Annotated in this window: 23 protein-coding genes and 3 tRNA genes; 3 read left to right on the plus strand and 23 right to left on the minus strand. The window is 62.1% G+C overall.

All coding sequences use genetic code 11. The features are described 5' to 3' along the window. Positions 1–3: 3 nt before the first annotated feature. Both ACTQXM_RS01600 and ACTQXM_RS01605 read right to left on the minus strand, forming a co-directional pair. A complete protein-coding gene (locus ACTQXM_RS01600; RefSeq protein ID WP_195838557.1) occupies positions 4–438 on the minus strand; it encodes an FHA domain-containing protein in 435 nt (144 codons plus the stop codon). A 66-nt stretch (positions 439–504) separates the two neighbouring features. After that, a complete protein-coding gene (locus ACTQXM_RS01605) occupies positions 505–1,209 on the minus strand; it encodes a CDP-alcohol phosphatidyltransferase family protein (RefSeq protein ID WP_427726787.1) in 705 nt (234 codons plus the stop codon). Positions 1,210–1,873: 664 nt separating this feature from the next. Between ACTQXM_RS01605 and ACTQXM_RS01610 the strand changes: the two genes are divergently transcribed. The 3 genes from ACTQXM_RS01610 to ACTQXM_RS01620 all read left to right on the plus strand — a co-directional run bounded on the left by ACTQXM_RS01610 (position 1,874) and on the right by ACTQXM_RS01620 (position 6,687). Next, a complete protein-coding gene (locus ACTQXM_RS01610) occupies positions 1,874–2,665 on the plus strand; it encodes a 7beta-hydroxysteroid dehydrogenase (RefSeq protein WP_154516391.1) in 792 nt (263 codons plus the stop codon). Positions 2,666–3,350: 685 nt separating this feature from the next. Next, positions 3,351–4,316, plus strand: a complete 966-nt coding sequence (locus ACTQXM_RS01615) for a helix-turn-helix domain-containing protein (protein WP_441537381.1) — start codon at positions 3,351–3,353, stop codon at positions 4,314–4,316. A gap of 349 nt (positions 4,317–4,665) precedes the next feature. Continuing rightward, the gene (locus ACTQXM_RS01620) at positions 4,666–6,687 is read left to right on the plus strand and encodes a gamma-glutamylcyclotransferase family protein (protein ID WP_441537380.1); all 2,022 of its coding nucleotides are present in this window, start codon (positions 4,666–4,668) and stop codon (positions 6,685–6,687) included. 862 nt (positions 6,688–7,549) lie between these two features. Here the strand turns inward: ACTQXM_RS01620 and ACTQXM_RS01625 are convergent. The 21 genes from ACTQXM_RS01625 to ACTQXM_RS01725 form a co-directional block, all read right to left on the minus strand. Then, a tRNA-Pro gene (locus tag ACTQXM_RS01625) sits at positions 7,550–7,626 on the minus strand. A gap of 80 nt (positions 7,627–7,706) precedes the next feature. Beyond that, entirely contained in the window at positions 7,707–8,921 is a 1,215-nt protein-coding gene (coaBC, locus tag ACTQXM_RS01630) for a bifunctional phosphopantothenoylcysteine decarboxylase/phosphopantothenate--cysteine ligase CoaBC (protein ID WP_441537379.1), read from the minus strand. Between the two features lie 2 nt (positions 8,922–8,923). Then, entirely contained in the window at positions 8,924–9,643 is a 720-nt protein-coding gene (locus ACTQXM_RS01635) for a zinc ribbon domain-containing protein (RefSeq protein ID WP_441537378.1), read from the minus strand. Next, entirely contained in the window at positions 9,640–10,449 is an 810-nt protein-coding gene (locus ACTQXM_RS01640) for a Nif3-like dinuclear metal center hexameric protein (protein ID WP_441537377.1), read from the minus strand. The genes ACTQXM_RS01635 and ACTQXM_RS01640 overlap by 4 nt, the downstream gene beginning before the upstream one ends. Next, positions 10,446–11,624, minus strand: a complete 1,179-nt coding sequence (locus tag ACTQXM_RS01645; RefSeq protein WP_441537376.1) for a cysteine desulfurase family protein — start codon at positions 11,622–11,624, stop codon at positions 10,446–10,448. The genes ACTQXM_RS01640 and ACTQXM_RS01645 overlap by 4 nt, the downstream gene beginning before the upstream one ends. Positions 11,625–11,630: 6 nt before the next feature. Beyond that, positions 11,631–12,302, minus strand: coding sequence for a ribulose-phosphate 3-epimerase (gene rpe / locus ACTQXM_RS01650; RefSeq protein WP_441048417.1), 672 nt, complete (start codon positions 12,300–12,302; stop codon positions 11,631–11,633). Positions 12,303–12,320: 18 nt separating this feature from the next. Next, entirely contained in the window at positions 12,321–13,328 is a 1,008-nt protein-coding gene (locus ACTQXM_RS01655; RefSeq protein WP_441537375.1) for an NAD(P)H-dependent glycerol-3-phosphate dehydrogenase, read from the minus strand. 9 nt (positions 13,329–13,337) lie between these two features. Further along, positions 13,338–14,021 (minus strand): glycerol-3-phosphate 1-O-acyltransferase PlsY, encoded by a 684-nt coding sequence (gene plsY / locus ACTQXM_RS01660; protein ID WP_427748049.1) that lies wholly within the window; start codon positions 14,019–14,021, stop codon positions 13,338–13,340. After that, positions 14,014–15,348 carry a ribosome biogenesis GTPase Der gene (gene der, locus ACTQXM_RS01665; protein WP_441537374.1) on the minus strand — a complete coding sequence of 445 codons (1,335 nt, stop codon included), beginning with the start codon at positions 15,346–15,348 and terminating at the stop codon, positions 14,014–14,016. Before der ends, plsY begins: the two co-directional genes overlap by 8 nt. A 10-nt stretch (positions 15,349–15,358) precedes the next feature. After that, positions 15,359–16,801, minus strand: a complete 1,443-nt coding sequence (locus ACTQXM_RS01670) for a DUF512 domain-containing protein (RefSeq protein WP_441537373.1) — start codon at positions 16,799–16,801, stop codon at positions 15,359–15,361. Positions 16,802–16,803: 2 nt separating this feature from the next. Next, positions 16,804–17,703 (minus strand): 4-hydroxy-3-methylbut-2-enyl diphosphate reductase, encoded by a 900-nt coding sequence (locus ACTQXM_RS01675; protein ID WP_441537372.1) that lies wholly within the window; start codon positions 17,701–17,703, stop codon positions 16,804–16,806. 2 nt (positions 17,704–17,705) lie between these two features. Then, a complete protein-coding gene (locus ACTQXM_RS01680) occupies positions 17,706–18,434 on the minus strand; it encodes a lysophospholipid acyltransferase family protein (protein ID WP_441537371.1) in 729 nt (242 codons plus the stop codon). Positions 18,435–18,437: 3 nt separating this feature from the next. Further along, complete coding sequence (cmk, locus tag ACTQXM_RS01685) at positions 18,438–19,124, minus strand: (d)CMP kinase (RefSeq protein WP_441537370.1); 687 nt, start codon at positions 19,122–19,124, stop codon at positions 18,438–18,440. A 66-nt stretch (positions 19,125–19,190) separates the two neighbouring features. Then, positions 19,191–20,156: a pseudouridine synthase gene (locus tag ACTQXM_RS01690; protein WP_441537369.1), complete on the minus strand. Its 966-nt coding sequence runs from the start codon at positions 20,154–20,156 to the stop codon at positions 19,191–19,193. Next, complete coding sequence (scpB, locus tag ACTQXM_RS01695) at positions 20,143–20,871, minus strand: SMC-Scp complex subunit ScpB (RefSeq protein WP_441055625.1); 729 nt, start codon at positions 20,869–20,871, stop codon at positions 20,143–20,145. The genes ACTQXM_RS01690 and scpB overlap by 14 nt, the downstream gene beginning before the upstream one ends. Before the next feature lie 11 nt (positions 20,872–20,882). Next, positions 20,883–21,692 (minus strand): segregation and condensation protein A, encoded by an 810-nt coding sequence (locus ACTQXM_RS01700; protein WP_441537368.1) that lies wholly within the window; start codon positions 21,690–21,692, stop codon positions 20,883–20,885. An 84-nt stretch (positions 21,693–21,776) separates the two neighbouring features. Then, the gene (locus tag ACTQXM_RS01705; protein WP_441537367.1) at positions 21,777–22,451 is read right to left on the minus strand and encodes a site-2 protease family protein; all 675 of its coding nucleotides are present in this window, start codon (positions 22,449–22,451) and stop codon (positions 21,777–21,779) included. Positions 22,452–22,460: 9 nt separating this feature from the next. Next, positions 22,461–22,757, minus strand: a complete 297-nt coding sequence (locus ACTQXM_RS01710) for a hypothetical protein (protein WP_441537366.1) — start codon at positions 22,755–22,757, stop codon at positions 22,461–22,463. Beyond that, positions 22,744–24,777: an ABC-F family ATP-binding cassette domain-containing protein gene (locus tag ACTQXM_RS01715; RefSeq protein WP_441537365.1), complete on the minus strand. Its 2,034-nt coding sequence runs from the start codon at positions 24,775–24,777 to the stop codon at positions 22,744–22,746. Before ACTQXM_RS01715 ends, ACTQXM_RS01710 begins: the two co-directional genes overlap by 14 nt. 75 nt (positions 24,778–24,852) lie before the next feature. Then, positions 24,853–24,925: transfer RNA gene (locus ACTQXM_RS01720), tRNA-Ala, on the minus strand. Between the two features lie 291 nt (positions 24,926–25,216). Next, a tRNA-Ile gene (locus ACTQXM_RS01725) sits at positions 25,217–25,292 on the minus strand. Positions 25,293–25,501 lie beyond the last annotated feature (209 nt).

Below are 25,501 nucleotides of genomic sequence, written 5' to 3' on the forward strand. Positions count from 1 at the left end.
GCCCTACTCACCGGTTTCGATGCGCTCCGGCGTGCTCTCGTGGTAGATGAGCGTAAACGTACCGATCTGGACGGAAGATCCGTCGTGCAGCGGGGCGGCATTGACGATAGCGCCGTCAACCCACGTGCCGTTGAGCGAGCCTAAGTCCTCGATGCGAGCAGCCAGACCCTCGCGAATAATGCGTGCGTGGCTACGCGATACGGTCATGTCATTGAGGAAAATGCCGTTTGCCGGATCGCGGCCAATGGTGGTCACATCATCCTCGAGTTCAAAGGCAGCACCGGTCTGCGGCCCCTTGACAATAGATAGAACGGGGGCAGTGATGCGAACGTTCGCCATAAGATCGGGAACGGTAACGTCGCTCGAAGGCACACGGAAGACGCAGGTTGCGTCGGCAGTCTTATCGTTTTGAGGCATATTGTTAACCATGTTGTCCATGACAACCCCTAACTTAACGCGGACATGCCGCAAAGAATGAACTGTACGTAATAATACCCCAATGGCTTAGTCTTCGATTTCGGGGTTAAGAAAGTCGACGTCTTCGTCCTCTGGATGCGCAACAGCCTGTTTAATGGCCGCTCCACCCTTAATGGAGTAGATGACAGCGGTGAGCATGGAGAAGATGACGCCGCCATACACAAAGAAGATGCCGAGCGGTACCGAGCTGCCGTTGAGGCCCGGGAAGGCCGTGAACGTGGCGGGCAGCAGATGCCAGCCATCCACGGTGGGAAAGCCCAGCAGCATGAGCGAGAAGCCGGTCATGAGCAGCGCCGTGGCAATCTTGCCGGGAAACACTACGTCGATGGGGCGGCGGTGGTAGTGGCGCACGATGAGCGTGCCGATGCCCAGGTAGATATCGCGACCGATGATGAGCACGCAGACCCAGATGGGAAGCTCGCCGCGAACCACGAGGCCTAAAACGCCTGTAAATAGCAGCGCACGGTCGCAGATGGGATCCATAACCTTGCCAAGCCACGAGACCGTTTTGGTCATGCGGGCAATCTGACCGTCCATCCAGTCGGTGGAAGCCGCGATGGCATAGATGACAATGGCGACGACACGGTTGTTGTCCGTCACAAACAGGTACAGGAAGACCAGCGTGAGGATCAGGCGCGTGAAGGTAATGAAATTGGAGATCGTGAAAATCTTATTCGACGGGTAATCGGAGGTGCCGATAAGCTCCTTTTTGATCTTCTTTTTGATGCCCACAGGACTCCCCCGCTGGTAAACGACAAAACTCTCGATACTATACCCGTTCTGGCGATGTCTATCCAGCGCGAGCATAGAGAGTCCAGACATGTGGAGGACGTTGCTGGTCGGCACGTGGAGTCGCATTTGTGTACATCAGCCTCCAAAGATGCCAAAAATAACGGCGCTGGTGAGGTGCTCTTCGCGTCAAGTCACTTTGCTTTCGAGCGCAAGGGACGCTCGAGCCAGGATGGAGAGGGCGAAAGCTACACCCTCACCGACCTCGACGGGGTCAATCGCATCGACTGCAAAAGCGGCTTCGGGTTCTACGCAGAGCCGAGGGCCGAGTCACAGTGGGCAGCAGCAAAGCGTGGTCCTGGACCTTCGCCAACGTTTCGCTGCGCAAGCTCTTTGAAGCATCGCTTGCGACGGGAAACCCGATAAGGTGGAGCTAGAGATGGCGGCGTTCACCTTTTGGTTCCACCCGCCAGCACCTCCCCTCTTGATACTGCAAGGGTTTCATTGTGGTGATAGACCGACACCGTTCATCGTTGTTTCGGGTTCGTTCGCAAAGTCGTGAACGCACTCCCCTCTTGTTCAGCGCATAATGGCGCACCGTATGCGGCTGAGCGGCCGCACGCTAAAGGAGAGGTGCCCGCATGGGCATCGAGAGAGAGGATGCAGTATGAACCTGAGGGAAAAGTACGGTGAGTGGGGCCTGATCCTGGGCGCGACCGAGGGCGTCGGCAAGGCGTTCTGCGAGAAGATCGCCGCCGGCGGCATGAATGTCGTCATGGTCGGCCGTCGCGAGGAGAAGCTGAACGTGCTCGCCGGCGAGATCCGTGAGACCTACGGCGTGGAGACCAAGGTCGTGCGCGCCGACTTTAGCCAGCCCGACGCTGCCGAGACCGTCTTCGCCGCGACCGAGGGCCTGGACATGGGCTTCATGAGCTATGTGGCCTGCCTGCACAGCTTCGGCAAGATCCAGGACACTCCCTGGGAGAAGCACGAGGCCATGATCAACGTCAACGTCGTGACCTTCCTCAAGTGCTTCCACCACTACATGCGGATCTTTGCCGCCCAGGACCGCGGCGCCGTGATCAACGTCTCGTCGATGACCGGCATCAGCTCCAGCCCCTGGAACGGCCAGTACGGCGCGGGCAAGGCCTTCATCCTCAAGATGACCGAGGCCGTGGCCTGCGAGTGCGAGGGCACCGGTGTCGACGTCGAGGTCATCACCCTCGGCACCACCCTAACCCCCAGCCTGCTGTCCAACCTCCCCGGCGGCCCGCAGGGCGAGGCCGTCATGAAGATCGCCCTCACCCCCGAGGAGTGCGTCGACGAGGCCTTTGAGAAGCTGGGTAAGGAGCTCTCCGTCATCGCCGGCCAGCGCAACAAGGACTCCGTCCACGACTGGAAGGCCAACCACACCGAGGACGAGTACATCCGCTACATGGGCTCGTTCTACCGCGACTAGCAGCTGCCGCGGCGCGTGCGCGAGGGCGCGTGCGGGTTCGCAGGTAGAGATGCGAGTGCGAGGGTTTCTTTGCGGGGGCGTGCGGATGCGGCGCCTGCGAGGGAACCCTCTTTTCGTGGGTGGGCGCGACGGTATCTCTGCGCTCATCGTCGAGGGCGACCTGCCCGGCTCCCTCGCGATCTCCCCGCACGGGACCCCGCGCCCCGGCATCCTCTGGACCGTGTCCCGCTTGTGCCCAGTGGCTCGGCCGATCCGGCCCTCAGGGTATCGGATTCCCGCATTCATCCGTACTTGTTCGGATGAATGCGGGAGGTGTTCGGATGAGGTTGATATTCAAGGTGTAGACCTTTTTCTTGGTACTCCTCAAATGCGGCAGGGTTTTCGAGTTTATAGATGCTAATATAACCCTGCTCTCGAAAGAGGGCTCAGTCCCGGCTGGTAAACCTGACGTTTGGCGTGGTGTGCGTGACACGCATAGCGGGCATGGCCGCGATAGAATTTTCCATGCGGAGGGGCTCGACCCCATAGCGCCCCGAGGGTTTCGGGGGGCGAACTGGCAGGCAGGGAACCGGGGTGCAGGCTGTCCAGAAGGAGGGGTGTAATGCCTCTTCTTCTTTTTTGCCACATCAATCTTCTGGCTTGATAGGTTTTTCGTGCGTGTGATTGGGTTGCGGAAGGGATTGGCATGAGAGTTGCGGAAATTGCGGAAAGGGTCGGTTGCGATCCTGAGTCTGCGTATTCGAAATTCGCCGACACACGTGAAGGCACACGCTTTCACAACATGCAGTGGCCCACTTTCGTCACTGACGAAAACTATCGCTTGTTTTGCAAGGCGCTGGCAGATTATGCCAACTCAGAGGAAGGCCCCCAAAGCAACGGCCGCCATGAATTGTTCCTGAGCGTGCACGAGCTGTTCGAAAAGGGCAACGAGATCGGCGGCGCCCCAAAAAAGCGCCACTACAACCTGGACAAGTCGTTCATAGGCACGGACGAGGCAAATCTCATGCTGCTCAAAGCGGCGCATAAGGGAATGACCCAGCAAGCGATCGCCGCGTACCTGGGCTGCTCGCGCACGGCGGTGCAAAAGCGCCTGAGCGCCCTGGCAGACGGCGTGCGTTTTGGCGACTCCTACATCAAGGCCGAGCCGACAAGCCGCGGCGGCCTGAAGTCGACGGCCCACCCGATCTTTCTGCCGCTGCGATTGCATGAGGTGTACCTGATGCTGTCGGCATTAGGCGAGTTTCGAGCGGAACGGTCAGGCGGGGACCCAGAGCGCGTCGTGGCAGATGATCTCGCGCGCAGAATCTATTACCAGCTGAGCGACTACGCCAAGGGCGGAATCGACAAAGCGTTGGATAAGCGGAGGGTTCGCCTCGCTGGGCTAAGGCCCGACTTCGACTCAAGCAAGGGCGTGGACGATTCGGATCGTATCGTTATGTATGAGAAGATGGGTCTCAATCTTAAAGTCGGGCTTGTAAATGGAGATGTGCTCGAAGGCTGCTTCGCGCACCACGCCGATCTTCAGAAATGCGTAAACGCCGCCGAAATAAGCAAAGACGGCAGCTATATCGTGTTTAAACTTTTGGATGGCAGATACTGGGCGGTCTACGATTCTCAAGTAGTGAGCGTAGCAGCCGCACCCGGGGATTAGGTTGCGGCCAAGTCCCTCGTCCGCCCTCCCAGGCGGTACCGCTGCGGCCGATTTCATGTTTGCTTACAGGCGAAACAGCCGCCCTTGCGTTTTTCTAAACGCAACCTCTTCGTGCGCTCGTAAAAAATCGAATCGATAAAAACTGGCAACAACCCTTCTGAACGGGTATCCTTTCGCAGGATGCGCCTCGAACAGCGCTTTCTGCCTGCGCGATTTCGTGCATGGCCGTCCTTTTCGTTCTATTTCTTAAAATGACAATCTCAGGTTTTCACGCCTTTTCGGCTTCAGACTGTATGCTGCAATCAGCTCGAGCGACCGAAGCCCATCACAACACCGAAAGGCGTGAACCATGAAGTACAACGAGAAGCGCAACAACGCCTCAGCCCGTCACCCCGAGACTGCACCCTCGATCATCAACTTCGCGTACGGTAGCAACCTTGATATCCATCAAGTTGAAACCCGCTGCCCCGGCGCGGTGCTGCTGGGCAAAGCGACCCTGAACGGCTATGAACTGGCGTTCGATACCGCCGGATACCTCACCATCACCAAGCGCGAGGGGTCGCATGTGCAAGGCGCGCTGTGGGCGCTCGATAGCTCTCACGTGGCGTCTCTCGACCGCTACGAAGGCATTGCATCTGGTTGTTACCGCAAGGAAACGGTGACCGTTGGGCGCGAAGGCGATGTGGTTCCCGCAACCCTTGAGGCGATGGTCTACATCTCTGAGCGCACCCCGCTGCGCAGGTACACCGAAAAGTACGATTACATCGACCGCGTGGTCGAAGCCGGCCGCGTGATGCAGCTTGATGAGGCAACCTTGGCGCAGATGTCCGACATGCGCGCCGACAGCCTGGACCGCTTGCGCGCGCAAGAAGAGTCGGCGGCGTATGGCGCAGCCAAGATCGACCTCCCCGCTGCACGCGAATACGCCGACTTCGTGTGCGGTGAAGGTCACCAGATCGCCGATTGCACATGCCGTTACACCGGTTACTACGCACGCCGTTTCCCCCGTGGCCTTCAGCAGCATGGACGCATCCTGCGCTCTAAGCGCTACCAGGTGATGGAAGCGAGTGAGGCCACCTTCTGCGGGTCTCACCGCATCTACTTGGCAATCAAGATTCCAGGCGAGTTCGGTTACAAGATTGACGTCCCCGAAGGGTTCCGCGCAGTGCGCAGCAGCGACCCTGCGCTGCAGGCAGACCTTAGTTACTCCCTTACGCTGGATGAGTTCGAAAAGCAGCGCAAGGCCCTGCTGCGCACCCTGCTCGGCTGGTGCAACAGCCTGCCTGAGTTTGACGTACACAACTTTAATCGTCCCTCTGTCCCGGTGTTCAGCGCGCGCGAACACTCCGCCGACACCCGCGAGTATGCGGAAACCCCGTACTTCGCATATGGCTTTGACATCAGCCATGACCGCATTGCCAAAAAGCTCGAGGGCGGTCACCATGTTTATGCAACCAAGGCGAAGCTCTATGGCTACACGCTGGCGTGCGACGCGAAGGGCCGTCCCACCATCATGCGCATGGAAGGATCGTTTGTGGAAGGCGTGCTGTGGCATGGTCTCACTCGGGGCGAGGTCCAGACGCTGGACAAAGCGAATGGCGTGCAGTACGGCACCTATGCAAAAGCCGGCGTTACGGTGAAGATTGAGGGCGAACCCGCTGCGAGGGAAAAGAACGCATTCGTGTACATCTCTCGGCGAACCCCGCTTTCTGCAGTTACGAAAGACATCGAAGCGTTTGGCGCGATGCGCGACGAAGCCATCGCCCTGAAAATGGAGCGCACCACCGTGGCTCGCATCGACGCAATTCTGCGCGCAAGCGGCTGCCCCTGCGTGCAGCCCGAAGCCCCTGCGGCAGAAATCGCAGCCCTGGGAATCAGGGAGCTCACGCCCGAGCAAACCATGAAGTGCATGCTGTTCGTGTGCCCGAAGTGCTTTAAGCCCTTGGGCGAATGCGAATGCGGCAAGCGCCCTGATCACCTGGTAGCGATCGACCACGAGCTGCAGCCCCATGTGCGCATACTGAACGATAAGGGTTATAAAACGCAGTTCTGCTGTGCCGGGCATGCAGACAGCGGTTGCCACGGTTACCTGAGCTTCGGACGCCGCTTCCGCGCACTAGAAGAGATATGCGGCGGTCAGCTGCCCAACGAGTCTCTTACGGAGGCGCCGCAACGCATTCGCAGCACGCGCCATGTAGCGCTGAACCTGCCCGGCGCCCCCGAAAGCTATGACGTGTACCTGGACAACAGGGGTTACGTCATTCGCTTTGAGCCGCGCCGCGGTGTGAGGCGTGAACAGTTCGTGCAAGACAAGCCCGCTATGTTGAGCGCATTGCTGCAGTGGTGCGAGTCTCTCCCGCAGCGCGAATAGCCTGCAAGCCGTCTGAACTGATAAGAATCGCCAAGCGCGTGGGTCGATGTTCGAATCCTGACCCGCGACTTCCGAGCCCCCTTCTAGTCCCAAGCCCCGATCCTAAAGCCCTCAGCCCTGCCCCTCAATGCGCCCTTGAGCGTGCGCATGCGGCGTCTATGAAGTTCCTCCAGCGCTTCGGGGCGTTCTCGACGATGAAGTCGATGACGGTGGCGAGCTCGCCCTAGTCGAGCCCGCGCCGACGCACTCTCTTGAGGTCGCACGAGAATGACGGCGCGAACGCCGCCCTGAGCCGCACGCTCACGCCGTCGCCTAGGACTTCGCCGGCATGGCGGCCCAGATGGCGGACTCTGGGGCGATTACGCCGCAGGTGCCCGCAGCGATGGCCGGTGGCACCGTAGCGGTGTCGGCTTAATACCCGCGGCGTTAGCTTTTTGGAGCGCAGTGCCTTGTTTCGGCAGGCACGGAAGCCTTCCTCTCGCTGCCGAAAGCAATCGTAAAAGTATCGCGGCCCTTGGGCGGTGTCGGGGTTCCGTGCGAACGTGCGGGGAATTAGTGAAGCAGGGCGGGACAGTTGGCTTGGATGTCGTAGCCGCAGTAGCTAGGCACAGGTAGGTGATTTTCGCGTATGTAGAAAAATTTAGGCTAGATAGACTACAAATGTGGAATCAAAACGAATCAGTGAATTCAACAAATATGGAAAGAAAGTGAAGGGGGGATCCATTAAAACCGAGATTCTACAAAAGTGCAGGTAGAAGGGCGTGTCTTTATTGGCTAAAAAACAGCCGGTGATTCTCCGGTGATTCCCTGATGATTCCTGATAAAAAAAGGTCAGGCACTAGGTGCCTGACCTGCAAACTTCTGGTCGGGACGACTGGATTCGAACCAGCGACCCCTTGACCCCCAGTCAAGTGCGCTACCAAGCTGCGCCACGTCCCGAAGCTTTTGTTTGTTGCTCTGCTCTCGCTCGCAACAGGGAGTATAGTAACCCGAAACTTTGTCCTTGTGCAAGAACTTTTTTACAAATTTTGAAGCAAGTCTAAAATTGTATCTGCGAGCTGGGGTTTTGTTAGAACGGGAAGTTCTTGCGTGCCCGCTGTACTCACAATCCAGGCCTTGTTGGTATCGGTCCCAAAGCCCGAATCGGCGCGCGAGACATCGTTGGCGATAATGGCATCGCAACCCTTGCGCACGAGTTTGCGCTGCGCGTACTCCACGACGTTATCGGTCTCGGCCGCAAAGCCGATCACACGGCGATCGCCCTTTTGGCGTGAGAGTTCGGCCAGGATGTCAACGGTCTCGACGAGCTCAATTCGATCCAGGCGCTCGTTGGCCTTTTTGAGTTTATGGTCCGCCGGGGCCGCAGGCGTGTAGTCGGCGACGGCGGCGGCACAAATGGCCGCGTCGGCCGTCTGGAAGGCGCTCAGCGCAGCCTGGAGCATTTCCGCTGCGGTTTGTACGCGCACGCACGCTACACCGCGGGGAACGTCGAGCGATGTCGGTCCCAGCAAGAGCGTGACGGTGGCACCGCGGCGCGCGGCCTCCCCCGCCAGGGCGATGCCCATCTTGCCCGATGACCGGTTGCCAATGAAGCGTACGGGGTCGATCGGCTCGTGCGTGGGGCCGGCGGTGATTACGATGCGCTTGCCCACAAGGTCCTGAGGAGCGGGGTCGAGCAGCTTGCAGACGGCCTCGACGATGTCCTCGGGCTCGCTCATGCGTCCCGTGTCCACATCGCCGCAGGCAAGGTAGCCGCTACCCGGACCCACAACGTGGACACCGCGCTCGCGCAGCGTGGTCATGTTGGCCTGCGTGGCCGGCGCCTTCCACATGCCATTGTTCATGGCCGGCGCGACCACGATAGGACGCGGCGTGGCAAGCAGCGTGGTGGAGATGAGGTCATCGGCGATGCCGTTGGCCATCTTGGCGATGATATTGGCCGTCGCGGGCGCCACGACCACCAAGTCGGGCTCCTGCGCCAGCGAGATATGGTGGATGGGGTCGGAGGGGTCGTCGAACAGACCCACGGCGACCGGCTCGCCCGTGAGCGCGCGAAAAGTGAGCGGGCCCACAAACTCCGTGGCATGCTCGCTCATAACGACCTTGACGCGTGCGCCGCGCTTTTGCAGCAGGCGCACGATATTGCACGACTTATAGGCGGCGATCCCGCCGGTAATGCCCAGCAGGATCGTTTTTCCCTCAAGTTGCATTGAATTGTCGGGTGCCGTCGTCATTGTTAGGCTTCCTTGTTGGAGAGCACGAGCAGGCGGTGGCAGTACGGGCAGTGCGTGATCTCACTACCGTCGTGGTTGAGGTCGCTCATGGACGACGCCTGCAGCGCGGTGTGGCAGACCGTGGGGATGTTGCCCTTGATGGTCTCGACGGCCAGGCCACGGAACTGCTTGAGTAGACGCTCGTAGTCGGTGAGCACGTCGGTCGGCAGCGTGGCGGCAAGCGCGGTGCGCTCCTTGTTGGCGGCATCAATCTGGGCCTGCAGGTCGGCGGCCTTGGCACGGGCGGCCTTGGTGTCGGCCTTTACGCCCTCCTCGAATTTGGCGATGATGGCCTGCGCGCGAGCCTCGCGGTCGAGCGCCTCCTTGTGGGCGACAACGACATCCTTGCGGGTGTGCTCAATCTTGTCCAGGCGCTTGGCCAGGGTGGCGAGCTCGTTTTCCAGATCCTGGACCTCGCGGTAGTCAGAGCCGTCGACGTGGCGTTTCTTGGCGGCCTCGATGGCGTTGTTGGTCTGGATCTCGGTGGTGTTGAGATCGTCCAGCTCAATGTCGAGGTCCTTGCGCTGAGCATAGAGCTTGGTCATTTCGGACTTAAGCTTTACATAGGTTTTGCGCTTTGAGGCGAGCTCCTTGAGCTCCGGCATATTGGCAAGTTCGCTCTTGTTGCGGGCGAGCTCCAAATCGATCTGTTGCAGCTTGAGTAGCGTAGCGCCGGCGCTCATAAGTTCTCTCCTTTTGTCACAGTCCACCATTGGCAAGGGTTCAGTATTTTAATCGCATGACGGGGGTCGACCCCGGCGTCAACCGCAGAGTTCATCAAGATATCCACGAACGGCTCCTCGGAGCGGTCGTGGCCGAGCAAGATCACGCTCAGCCCGCGCAAGGCAAGATCTTGCGCCACGTGATAGCCCGCCTCGCCCGTCACGATGACATCCGCACCGGCGGCGATGGCAAGCTCGCCAAAGTCGCCGAGGGAGCCGCCCAGAATGGCGACGGTGCGGCACGGGCGCTCGGCATCGCCCCATACGCGTGGGTCGCTGCCAAAGGCCGTGGCAGCACGGGCGGCAAGATCGCGCAGCGTGTACGGGTCGTTGAGTGTTGCAAGCGCGCCCAGGCCGGTCGACTCGGGGTCGTCCACGTGCTCCAGCGAGCTATCGGGCACGGCGTCCAACAGCTTACTTAGGCAGATGCGTACCTCGTGCGAGCGGTCCAGGTTGGTGTGGAGCGAGATAATGCTCACCCCGCAGCGGGCCGCCTCGTAGAGCGCCGCGCTGCATTGGGGGCGCGTTGCGCTGGGCGGGCAAAACGACTCGGGCGCCTTGATGTAGACGGGATGATGCGTGAGCAACACGTTGGCTCCGGCTTCCAAGGCGCGCTGCACGTTGTCCCTGGTAGCGTCAAGCGCGCAGGCAACGCCGCGGATCTCGTCGTCGGGGTCGCCAACGGATAAGCCTACGTGGTCCCAGGGCTCGGCGTTCGTCTTGGGATAGCGTGCCAGCAGGGCGCGCTCGAGCTCGGCGACGATCATGCGGCACCTACGATCGAGAGCAGCGTCTGGGCAAAGTCGTCCAGATCGCTCGGATTCACGCGGTCATCGAAGGAGATGCGCAGTGCGCCCAGCGCCTGCTCGCGACCAATGCCCATGGCGCTGAGCACGTGGCTCGGGTCCATGCTGCCGCTCGAGCAAGCCGATCCGGCCGACACCTCAAAACCGGCGGCGTCAAGCTTGATGATGAGCTCCTCGGAGTCCATGCCGTCAATATAGATCGATACCATGCCGGGCAGACGGTCGGCCTGCGTGTAGTCGCCCATGGTGGCGTGAATGCGCGGATGGGCCGTAAGCGTGGCGTAGAGCTTGTCGGAAAGGGCTTGCAGCTTCTCGCGCTCCTGAGCCACATGGGGCGCCAGAGACGAGGCGGCAGCCGCAAAGGCCAGCTGCGTGCGCAGGTCCTGCGTGCCGGCACGACGTCCGGCTTCCTGTCCTCCGCCAAAGATGCGGGGGCGCAGCGGCGTGCGGCTTTTTAGGTATAACGCGCCGGAGGCTACGGGGCCGCCAATCTTGTGTGCTGCAACGGTCATGGCATCGACGCCCAGCTCGTTGACATCGAGCGGAATATGCAGATAGCCCTGGATGGCATCGGTGTGGAACAGGGCACCCGCGGTGTGCGCAGCCGCGGCAAGCTCGCGGATAGGCTGTACCACACCGGTCTCGTTGTTGGCGGCCATGATGCTCACGAGCGCGACGCCGTCGCCCAACAAGTCGCTCAGCGCGGCAGGCTCGATGTAGCCCGCACGGCAGGGCTGCACCAGGTCGACGGTAAAGCCCGCGGCTCGCAGCAGCGATAGGTTGTCCAGGATCGAATCGTGCTCGATCGCAGACACGATCACGCGCTCGCGCTTACGATCGCGCTGACGAGCACCCTCGGCAAGTCCGAGGAGTGCCAGCTGGTTGGCCTCGGTACCGCCGTTGGTTAGGACAATCTCGGACGGGCGAACGCGCGCGCCAAAGCTGCGGGCGATCTCGCGGCGTGCAACCTCCAGACGTGCGGCAGCCTTGCGGCCGAGCGAGTGCAGCGAGTTGGGGTTGACGCCTGCAAGCTCGCTTTCGTCGTACTCGCGCTGCGCAAGGAGCGCCTCGGCGCGCATGGGCGTCGAGGCGGCATAGTCAAGATTCACGGGTATGCGGTTTTGACCTGCGGTCATAAGGGTTTATGCCTCCTGTGCGGCCTCGTTGCCCAGCTTCTGCAGCAGCGCAACCTCGGCGGCGGGATCTTCGGACTTAAATACGGCGGAGCCGGCCACCAGGACATCGGCACCGGCCTTGACGACCTCGGCAATGTTTTTGGAAGAGATGCCGCCGTCGACCTCGATCATGGGCGACACACCGTGGCGCTCGCACATGGCCTTGAGCTCGTGGAGCTTATGCAGCGTGCCCGGGATAAAGCTCTGGCCGCCAAAGCCGGGGTTCACGCTCATGAGCAGCACCATGTCGACGACCTCGATGATGCTCTCGAGCACGCAGACGGGCGTGGCGGGGTTGAGCACCACGCCGGCCTTGACGCCGCGCTGCTGCAGATGCGTGAGCGTGCGGTGCAGGTGCGTGGAGGCCTCATAGTGCACGGTGATCATATCGGCGCCGGCATCGGCATACCAATCGACCGTCTCGTCGGGGTTCGACACCATCAGGTGCGCATCGACCGGCACCTTGGTGGAGCGCTTGACGGCCTTGAGGATATCGACGCCAAAGGTGAGATTGCCGGTAAAGTGTCCGTCCATGACGTCGAAGTGCACATAGTCGGCGCCGGCGATCTTGTCGAGCTCGCCCTTGAGGTTGGCCATGTCAGCCGAAAGGACGGACGGAGCGATTTTAATGGAACCCATGGTAGTAGCCTTTCTGCGCTAGTCGGTGAGTCCGTAGAACTCTTGAGAGGGGACGCGGTCGGTAAGGATCTCGAGCGCCCTATCCAAAGTAACACCGTTGTAGAGCGTTTGCTCCACGGCAAAGGTGAGCGGAATGTCTACGCCCAGCGAACGGGCGAGCTCGCTCACGCTGCGGGCGGCGACGGCGCCCTCGACCACCATATGCGTGCGCTCCTGGTACTCGTTGAGCGATACGCCGCGGGCAAACTCGTAGCCGAAGGTGCGGTTGCGCGAATGCTCGGAGGTGCAGGTGGCAATAAGGTCACCCATGCCGGCAAGACCCATACAGGTCATGGCCTGGCCGCCGCGGGCGTGTACCAGACGGCTGATCTCGGCCAGGCCGCGCGTCATGATAAGGGCGAGCGTGTTGTCGCCCGCGCCGGTACCGGCGGAGATGCCGCACACGATGGCGATGACGTTTTTCATGGCGCCGCAAACCTCGACGCCGGTCATGTCCTGCGACAGGTAGATGCGGAAGGCCGTGGATAGGAGCAGGTCCTTAAAGGTCTCCCCTACCTGCGAGTCTTTGCTGGCGATGACGGCGGCGGAAAGTCCGCCGCGGCATATCTCCTCGGCATGGTTGGGGCCCGAGAGCGCCGCCACACGCGCCTCGTTGCCGATCTCGCTGGCGATGACTTCGCTCATGAGCATGCCGGACTCGGGCTCGATGCCCTTGGTGAGGCAGAGCACCGGGGTGTCGGCGGCGATAAAGGGCGCCGCCCGATGGCACACGTCGCGCAGGTGCATGGAGGGCACGGCAAAGACGATCGCATCGGCACCGTCGAGCGCCTGGGCCAGGTCCGTGGTGGCGACAACGTTTTCCGGCAGCACGTAGTCCACCAGATAGCGCGGGTTGCGGTGCTCGCCGTTAATGCCGGCGGCCGTCTGCTCGCTATGGGCCCACATGGTCACGCGCTCGGCTCGTGCGGCGGCAAGGCCGGCGACGGCGGTTCCCCAGGAGCCGGAGCCAATCAGCGCAACATTCATGACTCTCTCCTACTTATCGTCGGGCTCGGTGACGCGCTTGGTAAACGAGAGCTTGGATTCCTTACCCGTCATGAGCTTTTTGATGTTCGCGCGATGGGCCCACACCACGGTGATGCCGATCATCGCCATGCAAAACTTGAGGCCCAGGCTGCTGTACGGAAAGACCGCGCAGGCGGCGATGGGAAGACCGATGGCCGCGGCAAGCGAGCCCACCGACACATACTTGGTGATGGCGACGGCCACGATAAACATGCCCAGCAGCGAAAGTCCGATGGGCCAGTACCAGGCGAGTATGACGCCCAGCCCCACGGCAATGCCCTTGCCGCCACGGAAGTTGAGGTAGGGCGAGAAGATGTGGCCCCACACCGCTGCCAGACAAATGACGCCGAGCATCCAGTCGCCGGCGGCACCGGGAGCCATGATGCTCACCGGGAAGCCATAGCCCACGCTCGCGATGAGCGGACGCGCGATAAGGACGCAGATGGCGCCCTTCAAGCAGTCGAGCAGCAGCGTGAGCGCGGCGACCTTGGGGCCGGCTACGCGCAGGGCGTTGGTGGTGCCGATGTTGCCGGAGCCCGCTTTGCGAATATCCGTGTGGTTGAACACGCGGCCCAGGATCAGGCCAAACGGAATCGCTCCGATAAAGAACGAGACCACGGCGCAGATGGCGGTCAGCAGAATCGGATTATGCATCCTTTTGCTCCTTCTTCCTAAAGAAGAGTCGAATGGGCGTGCCGGAAAAATCGAAGGTCGAGCGCATACGGTTCTCCACGTAGCGCTGGTAGGTGTCGTTGACCAGGTCGCTGTGGTTGACGAAGAACGTAAACGTCGGCGGGTTGACGCCCGTCTGGGTCACGTAGTGCATGCGCAGGCGGCGCTTGCCGTCCACTACGGTGTGGCCAAACTCGCGCAGGTCGGTGAGGAAGGTGTTGAGGCGCGAGGTGGTGATCTTTTGCGAGCGCGTCTTCTCGGCGGCGTCGATCATCGCCCAGATCTTCTCGACGCTACGGCCGGTCAGGGCCGAGATGCGCAGGTACTGGGCCCAGGGAGCCATGACGCCCAGACGGCGGTCGACGGTCTCCATGCAGGCCTCGCGCTTGCGGTCGTCGTCGAGCAGGTCCCACTTGTTGAGCAGTACGACGATGGCGCAGCCGCGTTCGATGGCCAAGCCCATGACCTTCTGGTCCTGCTCGGTAACGCCCACGGAGGCGTCGACGACGAGCAGTGCCACGTCAGCACGGTCGATGGCGCGCAGGCCGCGGACCATGGAGTAGTACTCGATGTTCTCGTACACGGTGCTCTTCTTGCGAATACCCGCGGTGTCGACCATGCGGTAGTGCTTGCCGTTGCGCTCAACGACGGTGTCGATGGCGTCGCGCGTGGTGCCGGCGATGTTGGACACGATAGAGCGGTCGGCACCCAGGATGCGGTTGAACAATGAGGACTTACCGGCATTGGGGCGGCCGATGATGGCGACGTTCAGCGCGTCGGGGAACTCGTCGGCGAACTCGTCCTCCTCCTCGGGCAACAGGGCAACGATGTCGTCGAGCAGGTCGCCCGTGCCGTGGCCGTGCAGGGCCGAGAGTGGCGTTGGCTCGCCGATGCCGAGCGAATAAAACTCCCAGATGCTGTCGTTTTCGCGATCGGGGTTGTCGAGCTTGTTCACCAGCAGAAAGACCGGCTTGTCGCAGCGCTTGAGCATGCGGGCGACCGACTCATCCTCCTCGGTGACGCCGGTGCGACCGTCGACCACAAACAGAATGACGGCGGCTTCCTCGGCGGCGGCGAGGGCCTGGTCGCGGATGGACGTGGCAAAGACGTCATCGCTCTTGAGCGGCTCGATGCCACCCGTGTCGACGATGGTGAACTCGCGGCCGTTCCAATCGGCCGTGTGGTAGGAGCGGTCGCGCGTTACGCCGCGGGACTCATGGACGATGGCGTCCGAGGTCTGGGCCAGGCGGTTAACGAGCGTGGACTTGCCCACGTTGGGGCGTCCGACGACGGCGACGATAGGTTTCATCTGCACTCCTTTAATGGGTAGGGTCAGCGGAATTAGTAGAGCCTGCGAGCACAATGCCAAGGATATGCTCCAGGGTATCGAGCAGCTCATGCGGCATGGTCGACACCACATGAACCTCGGCGCCGCGAGCTTCAAGGCTTGCGAGTAAATCGTCACGATGATACTCGTCAAGCGTCATGCCGTCAGCGTTGAACATGACCTTAGGCACAAAGAGCATAACCCCCGAGAGGTCCTGCGGCAGCTGCTCCAGAATGTCGCAGGCGACGATGAGGCCGGTCACGTCCACGTTGCCGCCAAAGTAACGGTTTTCGATAGCGGTGACGGTGCCGGCAAGGCCCCGTGGCGACTCCACAAAGCGCGCCACGGTGTCGCGCGCGCTGGCGCCGGAGAGGCACAGGAGGCGCTGGTTGCGCCCGGCGATTGCCTCGCGGACGCGGGCCAGACGCTCGGCGTCGGCGGCAAGCACGTCGTCGGTCTCGTCCAGATACGAGCGGATCATACCGATGCCGTCGTAATACTGCGGGTAGCCGTCGTAAAAATCGGCCTGGGGTGGCTCGATGCCGGCGTCCAGATAGAACTCGTCGCTCATCTGGAAGGTGTGGCGGCCAAAGCGCTTGTAGGCACGATCCTGGAAGGGACGGATCATGGCAATGGTTTCGCGCGCGAGCTCAGGTTTGTCGCTGTATGACCAGGTAAAGCGCCTCTGGTGCTTGGTAAAGCCCAGTGGCACAATGCCCAGGCTCGTGATCTGTTCGTGCTCCTCGCAAAAGCGTAGGGTCTTTTGCAGCTCCTCGCCGTCGTTCATGCCGGGACACAGCACAATCTGCGCGTGGATCTCGATGCCGGCGGCCATGATGGCCTCGAGCACGTCCATGCCGCGCTGGGCGTTGCGGCCCATCATGCGGCGGCGGACATCGGGGCTCACGGCATGGACCGACACGTTCATGGGGCTCATGTTGCGGTCGATGACGTTTTGCACGTCCTCGTCGGAAAGGTTCGTGAGCGTGACAAAGTTGCCCTGTAAAAAGCTCAAGCGGTAATCATCGTCACGAATGTAGAGCGTGGAGCGGCCGCCCTTGGGCAGCATGGTCATAAAGCAGAACACGCAGGCGTTCACACAGGTACGCATGCCGTCAAAGATAGGGCCATCGAACTCCAAGCCCCAGTCCTCGCCGGGAAAACGGTCGAGTTCAACGGGGGTGACGGTGTTGTCGCGCGGGTCGAGAACCTCTAGGTCGACGGTGTCCTCGTCGGCCTCCCAGAGCCACACGATCATGTCGGTCAGCTGCTCGCCGTTGACCGTGAGCACGCGCATGCCCGGCTCGATACCCACATCCCATGCGGGCGATTCCGGACGCACGTTCTTTACGAGCGCACCCTCACCCGGCTCGGGGTCGCGGCTGCGCCCGTAATCGGCCACCTCGGCGGCGTATGCGGGTACGGTCTGGTCCATGATTAGCGACAAAGCTCCTTGATGCGCGCAACGGCGCGTTCGATGTGTTCTTGCGGAGTTGAGGCTCCGGCGGTGATGCCGATGCGGCGCGCGTTGGCAAACCATGCGGCCTCAAGCTCGGAGGCTTCCTCGATGTGATGGGTGTGCTCGCAGACATTGGCACAAATCTGTGCCAGGCGGCGCGTATTGCCCGAATTTTTGCCGCCCACGACGACCATGCAATCACAGCGGTTGGCAAGTGCAGCGGCCGCCTGCTGGCGCTCGCTCGTGGCAGCGCAGATGGTGTTGATCACACGCAGCTCCTGCACGCGCGGGGTGATGGAGGCCACTACCTCGGCCAGGTTCTGCGCGGTTTGGGTGGTCTGCACAACCAGGCCCACCTTGCCCTTGAGCGGCAGCGCGTCTGCATCGGCGGCGCAACTCACGACCTGCGCGTCATCGCCGGCGTGGCCCAGGATGCCCTCAACCTCGGGGTGGCCCGGCTCGCCCACGACAATCACACAATAGCCCTCGCGCACCAGGCGCTCAGCCGCCAAATGAACCTTCTTCACGTAGGGGCAGGTGGCATCGACCACGGTAAGGCCGCGCTCGCGAGCGGCGTCGATGACCTGCGGCACCACGCCGTGGGCGCGAATAACCACGGTGCCCGATGCGGCGTCGTCCAGGGTGTCTGCCAGACCAACGCCTGCCTCGGCGAGCTCGCGCACCACGATGGGGTTATGGATGAGCGGGCCCAGGGTGTGGACCTGAGCGCTCTCCCCTGCCTGCGGCGCGGCGGCCAGTGCCATATCGAGTGCACGCTGCACGCCGTAGCAGGTGCCGGCATGCGCTGCGATTTCGATGGTGGGGGCGGCGGCCTGGTCGGACGCGGTCGCGGCGGTATTCATGACTTCCTCGCCCATGGCTAGAACCTGCCAGGGTGCTCGGCGCACAGGTCGTCGCGCATGGCGTAGACGCGGCTCATGGCCTCGGACTCAAACCATGCCAGGCGCTCCTTGCGCTTGAGCTCGGCCGGTGCATCGGATAGCGAGATGGCCTTGCCGGCACGGATCCAGCACTTTTTGGGGCGCATGAGCTTTTTGCCCGCAGGCGTGATATCGGACCAGCCGCAGATGGCAAGCGGGTTGACGGGTGCCTTGCCCATCTGGGCAATGAGCGCAAAGCCGCCGTGGACCTCGGGCTTAATCTCGCGCGAGCGGATGCGCGTGCCCTCGGGGAAGATCAGGACGTCCTCGCCGCGCTGCAGCGCATGCTGGGCGGCACGCAGGCACTTCATGTCGGCGGTGCCGCGCTCGACGGGAATGCCGCCCACGCGGCTAAAGGTCCAGCGCACGATCCTGCTCTTGGCAAACTCGGACTTAAAAATGGGGCGAATGCGGCGGCCGCCAAAAAACAGCGCCGTCTCTACAGCCAGGAGCTCGGCCATCGAGGTGTGGTTGCAGATGACCACGCTGCCGCGGCCTTCCTGGCGCTCAAACAGCAGGTCGCTGTCCTCTACCTTCCAGCGCCACATGAGCTTGGAGAAGACCCACAGGATTGCCATGACCACGAAGACGGTGCCGCGGATGAGCACGGGGAACTCGGCATAAGGCGCGTTGTAGTAATCCTCGGGCGTCTGCTTAAACAGGCGCATGAGCTACCTCCTTTGGTTGATGAGGTCCTCGATTATCGAGACGACCTCGTCGATGGTATGTGCGGTGGAGTCGACGTGCACCGCGTCCTCGGCGGGCACGAGCGGCGCGACCTCACGGCTGCTGTCGAGCTTGTCGCGCTGCTTGAGGGCGTCGAGCGTCTCGTCGACCTCGGCCTCGAGCTGCTCTTCGGTGAGCGGCTGGGCGTCGTTTTGGTGGCGCTGCAGCACGCGGCGACGGGCGCGCTCGCGCGGGTCGGCGGTCAGAAAGACCTTGACCTGCGCGTTGGGGAACACGACGGTGCCGATGTCGCGACCCTCGGCCACGATATCGCGGTCCTCGGCGGCGCGACGCTGATGGATGAGCATGGCCGCGCGTACGCCCGGGTAGGCCGAGACCTTGGACACGGTAGCGTCGACCTGCGGGGTGCGAATGGCAGCCGAGGCGTCCGCGCCGTCGATGGTCAGGCGCGTGTCCTCGCCGGTGCCGTTGGTAAAGCGGATCTCGATCTGTTCGGCGAGGGCGTCGATGGCCGCCTCGTCGTCCAGATCGATGCCGCGGTCGAGCGCGGCGAAGGTGACGGCGCGATACATGGCGCCCGTGTCGAGCTTGTTAAAGCCCAGCTGGCGGGCGATCTCCTTGGCGATGGTGGACTTGCCGGAACCGGCGGGGCCGTCGATGGCGACGATCATGCAATGCTTCCTTTCGGTGGTTGACGTGCTGGTATGGGACGCGGGCGCTGCGGCTTGGCGGACTGGCTAGCCCGTGTAGCGCTCGCGGTAGGTGTTGCGCTTGGGCGCGGAGCCGTGGCTGCCGTGATGGCGCGTGCGGGTCGCGGTGTTGGTCGCCGGCGCAGCGCCGCGCTTGGAGCTGGCCTGCTTGGGCGGGATGCCGCCGGCCTTGAGGATCTGCACCTCGCGGTCGGTGAGCTCGCGCCACGAGCCCTTGGCTACGTCCTTGAGCTCCAGGCCGGCAAAGTTGCAGCGGTGCAGGCGGATCACCGGGTGGTGGATCTTGCTCAGCATGCGCTTGACCTGGTTCTTGCGCCCCTCGCGGATGATGACCTCCACGGCGGTTGTGCCGGGCTTCACACCCTGCGGAGCCACCGCCTCGGCCTCGCGCGCGGTAATGACGCGGCAGATCGCCGGCTGGCACAGGCCGTCGTCGAGCTCGATGCCGCGGCGCAGCGGTTCCAAGTCGCGATCGGTCAGGTGGCCGTCCACGAGCGCCTGATAGGTCTTGTAGACGTGCTTGCTGGGGTGCAGCAGGTCCTGCGACAGGTCACCGTCGGTGGTAAAGAGCAAAAGGCCCGTGGTGTCGCGGTCCAGGCGGCCCACCGGGAAGAGCCCCGGAAAACGGTCGCGCGGGACAAGGTCGGCCACGCAGGGGCGCTCCTGCGGATCGCTCATGGTGGTGAGATAGCCGGTCGGCTTGTAGAGCATCAGGTACACGGCGCCCTGGTTGAGCTTGACGGGCATGCCGTCAACCTCGATATGGTCGCGGTCCACATCGACCTTGGTGCCCAGTTCGGTCGCGACCTGGCCGTTGACAGTCACGCGGCCGGCGGTCATCAGGTCCTCCGAGCCGCGGCGGCTCGCCACGCCCGCGCGCGCCAAAAAGCGCTGCAGGCGCATGGTGTGCGGGTAGACGGGCTGGGGGTCGATCGCGGGCGCGCCCGTGGCGCCAGCGGTACGCGTCTCCCCTGCCTCGTTAGTCCTCGTCATGCGTATCCTCCGCAGCATCGTCGGTGGCAAGTGTTTCCTCGCCACCGACTGCCTCGACATCCTCAACATCGGTATCCAGCAGCTCGCGCTCTTCGTCTAGGTCCTCGACCTGCTCCTCGAGCGTAGACTGAATGCTGCGGCCGCTCAGGCGCTCGCGGATAAATTGGCGCGACTGCTCGTCGGGGGCAAACTGCTCCAGATCGGGAAGGTCGCGGGTGGACCGCAGACCGAACTTCTCCAAAAAGGCGTTGGTCGTGCCGTAAATGATGGCCTGACCGCGCTGGGGGTCGCGACCGAGCTCGCGCACCAGACCCTTGTCAACGAGCGACGCGATGACGCCGTCGGAGTTGACGCCGCGGATGCCCTTGACCACCTCGCGCGTAACGGGCTGGTGGTAGGCGATCACAGCAAGAGTCTCGAGTGCCGCCTGCGACAGCTTTTGCGTATCCCAGCTCAGCACATAGGACTCGACCACATCGTGGTAGGCAGGATGCGTAAACAGGCGCCAGCCGCCGGCGACCTCGCGCAGCTGAAAGCCGCGATTGGCCTCCTCGTACTCAACTTTGAGCTCGGCCAAAAGTGACGCACACTCGCCCGGGGCGATATCCAGCGCATCTGCCAGCGCGGGCGCACTGACGGGATCGCTCGAAACCAGCAACAGCGCCTCGAGGGCGCCCTTGAGGCTGTTTGCCTCTAGCGTAGAAAGGGTTGACATAGTTGCCGCTCCTATTCGGTGAGCTCGGGGCCCTCGCCGGGCACGTAGGCCTCGGCGCCCTCGACGCGGTTGATGCGGATGGTTCCAAAGATCTCGTCCTGGCTCAGGGTGAGCGAGCCTCGCTTGGCGAGCTCCAGCATGGCCAGGAAGGTGACGACGAGCTGCTCGGTGGTGGCGTCGCCGTCCAGCAGCTCGCGGAAGGTGCAAGTTTGGTGTGCCATGGTAAAGCGGTCGACCGAGGCCACCGTCAGGTCGAGCGGCACGCGATGCGGAGCCACGTGCTCGGCCTCCAGCAGGAAGGTCTGGCGCTTGCCGTCCAGGTCGGCGCAGATGACGGCGAGGCCGCGCAGGGTAATGCCGGCCAGGTAGTCGGGCATAAGGCCCAAAAACTCGGGATCGGGGCCGGCCACACGCGGATGCATGCGGCTTTCGGCCTGCATGCGCGCGCCAAGGGCCGCCGCCGCGCCCTTAAACTGCTTGTAGGCGATCAGGCGCTGGATCAGGACCTCGCGCAGGGCGTCGCCGTCGAGTGCGCTGAGCTCTTCGAGGTCTTCGTCAATCTCGTCATCGTCGTCGGCTTTGTGCGGGGCCTCCTGGGGCACCAGCGAGGCGGCCTTGATGTCCAAAAGGGTTGCCGCAACCAGCAAAAAGTCGCTCGCCACGTCCAGGTCCAGCGCCTCAATACGCTCGACCTCGGCCAGGTACTGCTCGGCCACCTCGCTGATAGAGATGGCGCCGATATCAACTTTTTGGCGGGTTACCAGCTGCAGCAGCAGGTCGAACGGTCCGCTGTAGACCTGCGTCGACACGCGATACGACATCTTCGACCTCCTTTGACGGCGCCTTCGCGGCGCGGTTTGGGTGCATGTTGCGACCGTTTTGCACGGTCGACCTGTAAGTTTACCTTAGATGCCGGCGATTGCGAAGTTAAGCAGCTGCCCAGCGAGCGGATACACGGTAACGTCGAAATAGCGGCCGATCACATCGATGCCGGTCCACATGGGCAGCAGATACAGCACGATGATAAGAATCGGCATGGCGTATTGCTGCAGTTGGTAGTAATTGGTGAGCGCCTTGCCTTTGAGAAACGGCACGATGATAGACGAGCCGTCAAGCGGCGGAATCGGGATGAGGTTAAAGAACGCAAGCGACAGGTTGACCACGATAAAGGTGGCGCCGAAGTTCATGATTTGGGACGCTACGGCAAAGGACATACTGGTGTAGAGGTTGCCGTATGCTGCGTGCATGATGGCGGCCGCAAGGCACGCCAGTGCGATGTTCGATGCGGGGCCTGCCGCGCTCACCAAGACCTCGTCGCGCTTGGGGTGCTTGAGGTAGACCGGCACGGGCTTGGCGAAGGCGAACACCGGGCCGCCGGCGGCGAGCATGAGCAGCGGTAGGATGATGGTGCCAAACGGGTCGATATGGTTGAGCGGGTTGAGCGAGACGCGGCCGCGCGAACGGGCCGTTTTGTCGCCGAGCGCCCAGGCCGCGGCGGCGTGCGCGCTCTCGTGGATCACGATGCCCACGATGACGGCGACGGCGCTCGCGAGCAGGTTCATGAGGTAGCTACTGGACATGGCACTCCCCTAGCGGACGCGGCGCGAGGCGCGCGTGAGCAGGTAGTCGGCCACAAACAGGATGACGGCCACGATGGCGTAATCCAGGCGGAACACACCGCCAAAGGGCGATGTGATGACGCCGTAGCCGGCGATGGCGCTCGGCAGCGCGCGCGAAAGCTCAACGACAAAGCCCACAATCTGCAGCTTGGCGGTAAGGCCGCTAAAGCACAGCAGCACGGTCATCACGCTCATAAAGATGCCGCAGATGCGGCACGCGATGGCGATGATGCTCATCGCCACGGCAGCGGCCTTACGAGAGTTCACGCGCGGTCTCCTCTTCGATTTGGGTGGAAAGCTCCAGCCATTCGTCCTCGAGCTTGGGCAGCTCTTGCTTAAGCCCGTTATATTCCCCCAGCGCGGCGTTGAACTTATCCTGATCGGCATAAAGCTCTTCGCTCGCCATCAATTCCATAAGCTCGTCATAGCGGGCGCGCTTTTTGTCCAGCTCGGCCTCGATCTTCTTGAGCTGGTTGCGCACGCCCTTGAGCTTTTTGTTGAGCGCGGCGCGGGCCTGGGCCTCGGCACGCTTTTGCTCCTTGGTCTTTTTGCCCTCGGCCGGCTTAGGCGCTGCTGCGGGGGTATCGGCCTGGGCGGCGCTGGCTTTGGTGGGCTTGGTCGCGGAAGGCGTGCTCTCCCCTGCCGCCTCGGCGGCGGCGCGGGCTGCGAGGTCCTCGCGCTTGTAGAGGTAGTAGTCGTAGTCGCCGTCATAGACCGTGACCTTGCCATCGCGGATATCGATTACGCGGTTGGCCACGGCTCGCACCAGGTGCTCGTCGTGACTGATCAGAACAATGGTGCCGGGGAAGTTTTGCAGGGCGTTCTCGAGCATGTCCACCGAGTCGATGTCCAAGTGGTTGGTGGGCTCGTCCAGGCACAGAAGTGCCTCGGGGGCCACGAGCATCTTAGCCAGGGCCAGACGCGCCTTTTCGCCGCCGGAAAGAACGCGGACCTGCTTTTCGATAGAATCGTTGTCGCTAAACAGGAAGGCGCCCAGCAGGCTGCGCTGCTGCGGCACGGTCCACTTGGGCGTAACGGTGTCGATTTCTTGCAGGACGGTGTTGGACTCGGTCATGCCTTCGAGCGCGTGCTGGGCGTAATAGGCCACGCCCACGTTGGTACCGAGGTCGCGCGTGCCGGTAGTGGGCGGCTCCAGGCCGGCGATGATCTTCATGAGGGTGGACTTGCCGGCGCCGTTGGGGCCGACGAGCGCCACGTGCTCGCCGCGATAGAGCTTGAGGTCGATATCGCTATAGATGTGCTTGTTGCCGTAGGACTTGGACACGCCCTCCAGGCCCACGACCATGTCGCCCGAGCGCGGCGGGTCGGGGAACTTAAAGTCGATGTGCTTGTGGCCCTCGGGCAGGATGACGAGCTCCTTTTTGATCTGCTCGATCTTGCGGATGCGCTCCTGCGCCTGGGCGGCCTTGGTGGGCTTGTAGCGGAACTTGTCGACGAAGACCTGCATGTGGGCGATGTCGCGCTCCTGGGCGGCACGCTTGGCGCGCATCTGCTCCAGGTTGTCCTCGCGCTGCTTGAGGTAGCTGCTGTAATTGCCGGTGTAGGTGGTCACGCGGCGGTTCTCGAGCGCGGCGACGTGGTCGACGCAGGCGTCCATAAAGGCGCGGTCGTGGCTGACGATGAGCACGGCGCCGTCGTAGTTGGCGATAAAGCCGCGCAACCACTGGACGCTTTCGAGGTCCAGGTGGTTGGTGGGCTCGTCCAGAAGCAGCAGGTCGGGATGACGCAGGAAGAGCTTGGCCAGCGCGATGCGCATCTGCCAGCCGCCCGAGAACTCGGAACACGGGCGCTCAAAGTCGGTGACCTTAAAGCCCAGACCGGACAGGATCTTACGGGCATTGCTTTCGAGCTCGTAGCCGCCCAAGTGCTCAAAGCGGTCCTGGACCTGGCCGTACTCGTTAAGGAGCGCGTCGACGTCCTTGCCCTGCTCAGAGAGCTCGGTGATCTGGGCCTGCAGCTCGTTGGCGCGCTCACCCATGCGGCGGATTTCCTTGGCGGCGGCCATGACCTCGGCGAGGATGGTCGTATCCTTGTGCTCCAGGTTGGTTTCCTGCTCGAGGTAGCCCACCTGACAGTCCTTGGAGTACTGGACCTGGCCGGCGTCGGGGCTGTCGATACCCATGATGATTTTGAGCATGGTGGTTTTGCCGGCGCCGTTGGGTCCCACGAGCGCAAAGCGTTCGCCGGGGTTGATCTGAAAGGACGCGCCGCTAAAGAGGACGCGCGCGCCGAAGCTTTTTTCGATCTTGTCGACCAGGAGGATCATGGTGCCGCCTTTGACCTTGTGTGCCTATATGAAAAAAGGCCCCAACTTGCGTTGGAGCCTCATTCAATGCTCGGGTGGAGACGAGGGGGATCGAACCCCTGACCTCTTGACTGCCAGTCAAGCGCTCTCCCAGCTGAGCTACGCCCCCGTGCGAAGAAATACTATACGGGAACTCCCCCGCCGATGCAAGGACAATTTCGGAAAAATCTTTCGGCGGCAGCGTCGAGGGCAGCCGGCCCGGATGCATGGAGGTGGACAAACAAACTGAATTGCGGGCAGGTAATGTTGTCATCGAGCAGAAACCGGCCAGTGTTTATACATTTGGCTGTTGCGGATAGTTGCGGATAGCCAGAAGAAACACGAGGATTCTAGAAGGGAAAGCTAAAACGAAAGCGGTTCCCCTGATTAACTGAATATCAGAGAAACCGCTGGTAGATAGTGGTGGGCCCTCCGGGATTCGAACCCAGAACCCAGGGATTATGAGTCCCCTGCGCTAACCGTTGCGCCAAGAGCCCTTATAAAGTAGCTGTCGCGGTTAGGGTTGAAGAACAACTTCCAACGTTTTGAACTACGACGTGAAATACTACCATGCACGCGGCACCCGTTCAACGCACGATCTTGTCGACCAGGAGGATCATGGTGCCGCCTTTGACCTTGTGTGCCTATATGAAAAAAGGCCCCAACTTGCGTTGGAGCCTCATTCAATGCTCGGGTGGAGACGAGG

It is taken from the genome of Collinsella sp. LCP19S3_D3, assembly GCF_052121455.1.
Taxonomy (GTDB): Bacteria; Actinomycetota; Coriobacteriia; order Coriobacteriales; family Coriobacteriaceae; genus Collinsella.